At 65.6% G+C, this 7,328-nt stretch carries 8 protein-coding genes and 1 pseudogene; 6 read left to right on the top strand and 3 right to left on the bottom strand.

The window, feature by feature from the left end; translation table 11 throughout:
* Positions 1-798: 798 nt before the first annotated feature.
* On the bottom strand, positions 799-1,002 hold the full coding sequence (locus ACWCPY_RS39100) for a hypothetical protein (RefSeq protein WP_451273325.1): 204 nt from the start codon (positions 1,000-1,002) through the stop codon (positions 799-801).
* 624 nt (positions 1,003-1,626) lie between these two features.
* Positions 1,627-2,373 carry a hypothetical protein gene (locus ACWCPY_RS39095; RefSeq protein WP_451273323.1) on the bottom strand — a complete coding sequence of 249 codons (747 nt, stop codon included), beginning with the start codon at positions 2,371-2,373 and terminating at the stop codon, positions 1,627-1,629.
* A gap of 263 nt (positions 2,374-2,636) precedes the next feature.
* On the opposite strand from ACWCPY_RS39095, the gene ACWCPY_RS39090 reads away from it, so the two are divergent.
* The 6 genes and pseudogenes from ACWCPY_RS39090 (at position 2,637) to ACWCPY_RS39065 (ending at position 6,170) form a co-directional block, all read left to right on the top strand.
* Positions 2,637-2,918 (top strand): hypothetical protein, encoded by a 282-nt coding sequence (locus tag ACWCPY_RS39090; protein WP_451273327.1) that lies wholly within the window; start codon positions 2,637-2,639, stop codon positions 2,916-2,918.
* 200 nt (positions 2,919-3,118) lie between these two features.
* Positions 3,119-3,337 (top strand): hypothetical protein, encoded by a 219-nt coding sequence (locus ACWCPY_RS39085; protein ID WP_451273321.1) that lies wholly within the window; start codon positions 3,119-3,121, stop codon positions 3,335-3,337.
* A 67-nt stretch (positions 3,338-3,404) separates the two neighbouring features.
* Positions 3,405-3,764: pseudogene (locus ACWCPY_RS39080) on the top strand (hypothetical protein); the annotation flags it as partial.
* Between the two features lie 13 nt (positions 3,765-3,777).
* On the top strand, positions 3,778-4,059 hold the full coding sequence (locus ACWCPY_RS39075; RefSeq protein ID WP_451273319.1) for a hypothetical protein: 282 nt from the start codon (positions 3,778-3,780) through the stop codon (positions 4,057-4,059).
* Entirely contained in the window at positions 4,056-4,874 is an 819-nt protein-coding gene (locus ACWCPY_RS39070) for a DNA primase (RefSeq protein WP_451273317.1), read from the top strand. Before ACWCPY_RS39075 ends, ACWCPY_RS39070 begins: the two co-directional genes overlap by 4 nt.
* Before the next feature lie 18 nt (positions 4,875-4,892).
* Entirely contained in the window at positions 4,893-6,170 is a 1,278-nt protein-coding gene (locus ACWCPY_RS39065; protein ID WP_451273315.1) for a tyrosine-type recombinase/integrase, read from the top strand.
* Positions 6,171-6,444: 274 nt separating this feature from the next.
* Here ACWCPY_RS39065 and ACWCPY_RS39060 read toward each other — a convergent pair whose 3' ends face one another.
* Positions 6,445-7,185: an SLATT domain-containing protein gene (locus ACWCPY_RS39060; protein WP_451273313.1), complete on the bottom strand. Its 741-nt coding sequence runs from the start codon at positions 7,183-7,185 to the stop codon at positions 6,445-6,447.
* Between the last annotated feature and the right edge of the window lie 143 nt (positions 7,186-7,328).

Here is a 7,328-nt window from a genome sequence, read left to right as displayed (position 1 = left end):
GTGGGGCCCTTCGACGTATTGCCCGGTGAGAGCAATGGCGGAGGATACGAGATTCGAACTCGTGAGGGGTTGCCCCCAACACGCTTTCCAACTGTGAGCGCGACCGTACGGACGGGTACGTGCGCGTTCACTGGGCAGGTCAGACGGGGTTCGCGTACGGCGGTGAACGACGGTGATCGTTAGTGCACTGGACAATGACCAGGACAACGAGTGTCCGAGGGGTGGCGATACTTCCGGTCCAGTGCGGTGGTGTTGCAAACCTCTCCCTTCCCGCAGTTGTCCGCGATGTCAGTCACGGACGTCGGCGAACCCGGCCCCGCGCTGCCGACGTCGCCTGACCAGATCCCGCACCAGGTCCCAGGCGGTCCCAGCACCGATCACGAGCCACACCACACGCACCCACGCCGCACTGCTGCTACTGGCAGTTCCCCACACAGCCGCGACGAGCCGCGTCACCGTCCAGCCGTTGCTGTCGAGAAAGGACTGATCCCGCCCCTGCGACACCACCGGCTCCCCCTATGCCCAGTCGACGGGTGTACCCCTGAAACGGCGTGTGAACGCCAACCGTTGCCCCCATCATCCAACACGCCTCTGAAACGCAAGAGGCCCCGGATCACTCCGGGGCCTCTTGTCTGTGCGTCCTCGGGCAGGATTCGAACTTGCAACCTTCTGGTCCGTAGCTCCAGCGAGATCGGTCAGCGACGGCCATTCCAGCCGCTACGAGGCCCCAGAGAGACGGTAGCGGACGGGGGCGGTTGCTGTGGTTGCGGTACTGCGTTGCTGTACAGAGTTCCACCGCTACGGAAGTGCCTTGGGGTTGGTGCTGACGAAGCCCTTGCCCTCGGGCCAGATCACCGCGCAGTCCTGCATCATGGCCAGGGCCAGGAGGTCCTTCCGCGGTTCGGACGGGAGAAGGACGGCGCGGATGGTGTGGTCCACGAACCTGCTGTAGTCCGCGAGCTGTCCAATGGCCATGAGGAGCTCGCCGCCTGCCTCGAACATCTCCCCGACGCAACCGCCGTACGACTCCAGGCCCGAACAGTCATGGTCGTCGCCGGCAATGTGATCTACCCGATCCGCTACGCCAAGACGGACGTGCCTGTCACCGCGGCACGACTACGACGAGCAACCGGACTGCGCGCCGACCTAATCCGACGTCACGGGCCAGAGCCCATGCAAGGCGAACTGGACCTAGGACTCGAAGAGCTCGAAGAGCAAGAAGCTCACCGAGACCTCGGACAGCTCCCCCCGGATGTGGGGCTAGTCCTCGTCGCCTACGCCTGCTCCATGGGCCGCGGGTTGATACGACTTGAGTGGGGTTCCGCGGAGCTACGCCGCGAAGACCGATACCTCGTCTGGCACCATCATGAGCCGCTCCACCCTGATCGGTAGCACCGCTTTAGGAGCGAGGTTGGGCGCTCTGGACCTGACCTCGGGCTCCTCGCCCTGGGGGCGTCCGGCACCACGTACTCCTGCGCACTCTGATTCCCCGTGAGACCCCGCCCGTTCTGGCACGGATGTGGCACGGACGCTCTTCGTCCCGAAGCAACTCGGCTGGCCGCGCGTCCTTGGGTTGGTGTCTCTCACCCGCTGCAGTGTTCCGTTTTCGGGCCGTGCGCGTATCGGTCAGAAGGGAGGTTCGAGATCGCCGCGGCCATCGCTGTGTGGCCCGCAGTCCCAGGGCTTTTCCTGGAAGCGTTCAAGGTTGGGGATGTCGTGGCCCCATGCTTCGAGGGCCTTTCGGGCAACGCGTCGGTTGGGGTCGTCGCTGCTGGTGTCCAGGATGCGGCGCGCGTGCGTGGCGAGGTGATCGCGGTGTTCGGCGAGCGCAGGGTGTTCGGCGAGGATGAGCGCAGCAATGACGGCTGCTTCGCGCACGTCCTCGTGGCCGTCCTGCAGGAAGGGCGAGACGGCCCGATAAAGTATCGGGCGCAGCTCCCGGAAGGACGCCATGGTGCTGTCGTGGGTGGAGAAGCCAGGAAACCACTGTTCCATGCGGCGAACAATCTCGTCGGAGGCGTCGTAGGCCGTGGAAACCAACCAGTTCAACAGCGCCGCGCGGATGGGTACGTTGCGATAGGGCCGGGGGGTCGTAGCCGCCGGGTGGGTGAGGATGCCGGCGACATACATGGCGACGGGGGCAGTGGATTCGTAGATGGAGTTCTGGTGGTTGACCATCTCCCCTAGCTCCGACAAAGCGGTGACCTGGGCCTTGGGATCGGGCTCCAACAGCCGTCTCAGGAACTTGGGAAGGTCCTTACCGTTTCCGAAAGCGGTCTCAAGCGAACCCCAATCAGTCTCTGCCAGGACTACCTGGTACGGAGGCAAGTCGGGCTCGCGGGGCGCCCCGGCGTTGGAACGGCTGTGGTTCACAGGCAAAACCTAGACCAGACTTCGGACACGATTCCCTTGCGGGCCAGTTCTTCGGTTTGCGGCCCTGCCGTAGGCGGCTGCTGCATGTGTGGCATGTCACCAGTTCGGAAGACGCCGTATGCGGATGACGGCTGACCTGGCAACTCCCGGACCTGGGCCGGAGCGTGCCTGGCGCCGCTATTCCCCGTGAGTCCCCGCTACTTCCTGGCGGAACGGGCAGGCAGCGGGCACGAGGGCGCCGATAGGGTCAGCGAGTGATCAATATGCAGGTACGTGGCGACTCTGGAGACATCGTGGCCAGTGTCCGGGGCGGGGTGGAATGGAGGGATGCCTTCGCCGCCCTCGACCCGGCTGCCTTTCCGATGCTCTCGGCCTTGATCCCTTACGGAGACGCGATGTTCAATCATCGGCAGGTCCCGTTGCTCCTCGCCGAACTCGATCGGCTTCCGGACGCCTGTGGCGGGGCCTGGGTCGTACAGGCCCGCGAGCTGTGTCAGGTTGTCCTGAACGGATCGCACCGGTATCTCTGGTTTGTCGGCGATTGAAGCAATCTCGAAAACCGTCGTGGCAGCGATGTCACCGTGGGTTTAAATCCCACACCCACCGCAGGTAGCGCGATGAGATCGGCCCCTGAACAGCCAACTTGGTCGGGGGCCGTTCTCGTGTGGTCGCACCGCGACTGCCCATAGTTCCCCGTAGCTTCCCGCTCGATCGGGCACGTGAGGGGCACGGGTAGCCTCACGGCATGACCGCACAGCCACGGATCGGCTCTGTCTGGGCTCGACGCATTCCGGACTACCCGCAGTACGACCGCGACTTTCGTGTGACTGGGGTATTCACCAAGGGTGATGCCACCTACGTCGAGGTTGAGGATCTCGAAAGCGGCTCACTGAGCAGGGGACTGCTTGAGTACATGCTCGACTACGCAGAGCCCCTGACTGGCGACGACGGTACGGCGTACTGATCCTCAGCCTGCACCTCGTTGAACCTCCCTTAACCCACCACTCAGCCCGGCACTCGCGAACGGCGCCCCTCCCGGCATCCGCACCCTCGCCTACACCCCCACCCAGGCCCCGCCCGCGCCACCCGTACCGGTCGCGCAGCCGATCCCGGCATGGGCCAAGACCACCGCCCTCCTCGTCCCCACGGTCGGCGGCGGTGTCGCCGCCGCCGGTATCGGACTTTCCTACGCCGCCCCGGGACTGATCGCCATGAGCCACGCCCTCTGGGCCACCGTCGCCCTGATCGCCGCCGGAGCCATCGGCCTCCCCGTCCTCCTGCGCCTCGCCCGCAACGAGACCGGCAACGGGCGGTCGACCACCCACATCACCCAGAACATCACCGCCAGTGGCATGTTCGGCCGCGCCAACGGCACCATCAACCACCGCTGAGGAGCAGGCACCCATGCCCAACCTGAAGACGTACGCCGACCAGATCTCCGACGCCATCGCCCGCCTCGCGTGGCTGCGAACCCTGCGGTGCCCGGCCCCCGGCTGCACCCTCCGCATCCGCTACCGGGCCGTCACCCCCGCCGAGGCCCGCCACCTGGCCGCTCTCGCCACCGACCACTCCCGCCACGGCGCCAAGCAAGTAGCTACGCCAAGGGCGGCCCCCTCGCCTCGCCAAAGTCGCGGGGCCGCCCTTGCCTGCCAGCACCTTCTACAGAACTGGAGACACCCAGCATGACCGATTCGATCCCGATCCGGCGAGACGGCCGTCACCTCGACACTGCCCTGTACCTCGCGGCGGGCAACGTGCCGGTGCTGCCGTTGCGGGCAGGGAAGGGCCCGTTCGGTAACTGCCCCGACTGCGCCGACAACGCATGTGGCGGGCGCACACACATGAAGAGCCCTGGCCCCTGCCGGTGCCCGCGGCCGTGCCACGCCTGGGCCGCCGCCACCACCGACCCGCGCGTCCTCACCTCGTCCACGTGGGCGACCGCCTGGCGCGACGCGGAAGTTGTCGGGTACCACCCCGGCGGCGCCGGTCTCACAGTCGTCGACCTCGACAACGCCAGCGCGGTCACCTGGGCCCGCGAGTCGCTGCCCGCCACCCGGACCGTGCCCACCACCCGCGGCGAGCACTGGATCTACCGGGGCGCCATGCGCTCGGTGAACGGTGTCCGTGAAGGGGTCGACCTCAAGTCCACGACGTCCTACGCCCGGTGGCTCGGCCCCGGCACCGGCACCATGACCGATCTGCCAGACGCCGTGCGCGCGCTCGCCGTGAAGGAGCCCACGGTCCGGCGGGCACCGCTCGCCATCACGGCGCCCGCGCCGGTCGGGGGCGGGAAGTGCCGCCACCGCACACCCGCCTACCTGGACCGTGGCATCGCCATGGCCGAGCAGCGCATCACCGAGGCGAGCAGCGCGGTTCACGCAACCGTCTACCGGACCTTCCTCGCCGTGCTGTCCGCGCACGGGCGGTGCGGCTGCCTGACCTGCTCAACACCGGAGCGCCGCCCCCGCTGGGGCGGCGCTCCGGTCGTTCTGCCCCACTGATTTAAGGAGATCTCGCCCATGGCGGAGAAGAAGCGCACTCGTCGGGCGAACGGCGAAACGGCTACCTACTTCGGTAAGGACGGCCGGTGGCACGCCCGGGTGCCGATGGGCTACAAGGACAATGGCGAGCCCTATCGCAGGCACATCACCCGCCCTACCGAAGATGCCCTGGACGAAGAGGTCAAGCGGCTGGAGAAGCAGCGTGACCAGGGAACCGCACAGCAGCCCGGCAAGCTGTGGACGGTCGAGAAGTGGCTGTGGCACTGGGTCGAGAACCTTGCCAAGGACGGCGTCAGCGAGAACACCTACGACGGGTACGAGGTTGCCGTTCGAGTACACCTGGTGCCCGGCATCGGTAAGCACCGCATCGACCGCCTGGAGCCGGAGCACCTGGAGAGCCTGTATCGCCGTATGCAGAAGAACGGCAGCAAGCCCGCGACGGCCCACCAAGCGCACCGCACAGCTCGCACCGCCTTCGGTGAGGCGGTGCGCCGCGGCCACGCCGCGAAGAATGCCGCCGCCCTGGCCAAGCCGCCTCGGGTGGAGGAGCCGGAGGAGGAGATCGAGTCCTACTCCGTCGAGGAGGCGCAGAGCCTGCTGATCGAGGTGAACAAGCTTCGCAACAGCGTCCGTTGGATGCTCGCGTTGGCGCTCGGCCTGCGGCAGGGGGAGACGCTGGGGCTGCGCTGGGTCGACGTGGACTTGGATCACGAGTACCTGAAGCTGCGCCGGAACCGGCTGCGCCCGAAGTACGCGCACGGGTGCAAGGAGGCAGATCCGTGCGGCCGGAAGGCCGGGTACTGCCCAGACCGCAAGCAGGTGCGGCGCGAGACCAAGAACACCAAGTCGCGCGCCGGCCGCCGTGCGGTTCCCCTGCCGGGCCCCCTGGTTGTGATGCTGCGAACACACAGGGAAGCCCAGGCCCGGGAGCGCAAGGCCGCCGGAAACCTGTGGACCGAGTCGGACTACGTCTTCGCGAAACCGCTCGGTGGCCCGCTGAGCCCGAACACGGATTACCACGACTGGAAGAAGCTGCTGGATGACGCGGGCGTGCGCGACGGACGCCTCCACGACGCCCGGCACACCGCCGCCACCGTCCTCATGCTGCTTGGCGTCCCGGACCGCGTGATCGACCAGATCATGGGCTGGGAGGTGGGCACGTCCGCCCGGATGCGCGCGCGGTACCTGCATGTGCCCGACGCCATGCTGAAGGACGTGGCGCAGAAGATCGCGGACGCCATCTGGGGGCTCTCCCCGAACACCTCTCTGGACAAAGACCAGAACAACGAGGGCTGAGAGAGCGTCGAAGGGCCCCACCGCGAACGGTGGGGCCCTTCGACGTATTGCCCGGTGAGAGCAATGGCGGAGGATACGAGATTCGAACTCGTGAGGGGTTGCCCCCAACACGCTTTCCAACTCTGCACGGTCACGTTCGTCCCAGTTCGCGCACATGCATTCGGCAGACCACGGCCACGCTCGCCGGGGGGCTGAACGACCGCGTACGGCGGTGAACGAGACTACGGATGAGACTGCTCCGACGGGTCTGGGCCGCGGCGCACCCTCTCAAAGATCAGACAACCTCTTGCTGGCCCTGATGGGGCTGGTCGAGCTGTTGCTCACGCTTCCTCTGCTCAACTCGCATATTTTCCACGTTGGTCGCGAAAAGCTCTAGGTTGGCAGCATCAGCCTGCACGTACGGTGCGATTCCCAGATCGATCGCATTGACATGCTGTTCGATATTGTCTGCGGTCTGCTGCAGATTGAAGGCGCGCTCGCGGGGCTTGAAGTAGCCAACGGCAGCCGTGATCACCGTGATGGTGAACCCCAAGAAAATTAGAGCACCTTTGCCAGGCTGGGGTGGGTCATACCAGGCGGTGATCGCGCTGACGCCAGCCGAACTAAAGAAGAGCAGCCATTGCATCCAGAGGTGTACGCGACGGTAGTATCGAGACTCCTTTCGCAGGCGGTCTACCTCTGCAGGAGTCCTTTCTTTATAGGAAGCTTGACGCTCCACCGCTGAAGGAGTAAGTCGCCTTGCTTCAAGGATTCGATGCTCTTCTGCAAGTTCCAGGTCGAGCCTGAGACTGGCTACTGACTTTCCTTCATCCTCCCAGTCCCAGAATTCGTCGGAGAACTCTACGATGAACTGAAAGAAGCTGGCGGCCGCCAGGACTGCCGAGACCGCAAAGAAAGCCCCATGCGCCGAATTGGGCATATCCTTGCCTAGCCACAGGAAGTTTTTTGCGGCGAACCAAGAAAGAACACTGAAGACGAGGAGAAGAGGGGTGCCATATAAGCCAAGGACCTGCATGCGACGATTTCTTATTCGTCGCCGCAAGTCGGCGACATCTCGGCGGTGCCGAATCAATTCGTCGGTTGTGTTTCCCCTGCTTGGGGAAGCCATGGAGTTGGGCATGAGTTGCGCAATACCTCCTGCGCGATCGCGCCTAATGG

The sequence above is a fragment of the Streptomyces sp. NPDC002403 genome, assembly GCF_053593015.1.
This window is presented reverse-complemented; position numbering and strand designations above follow the sequence as displayed.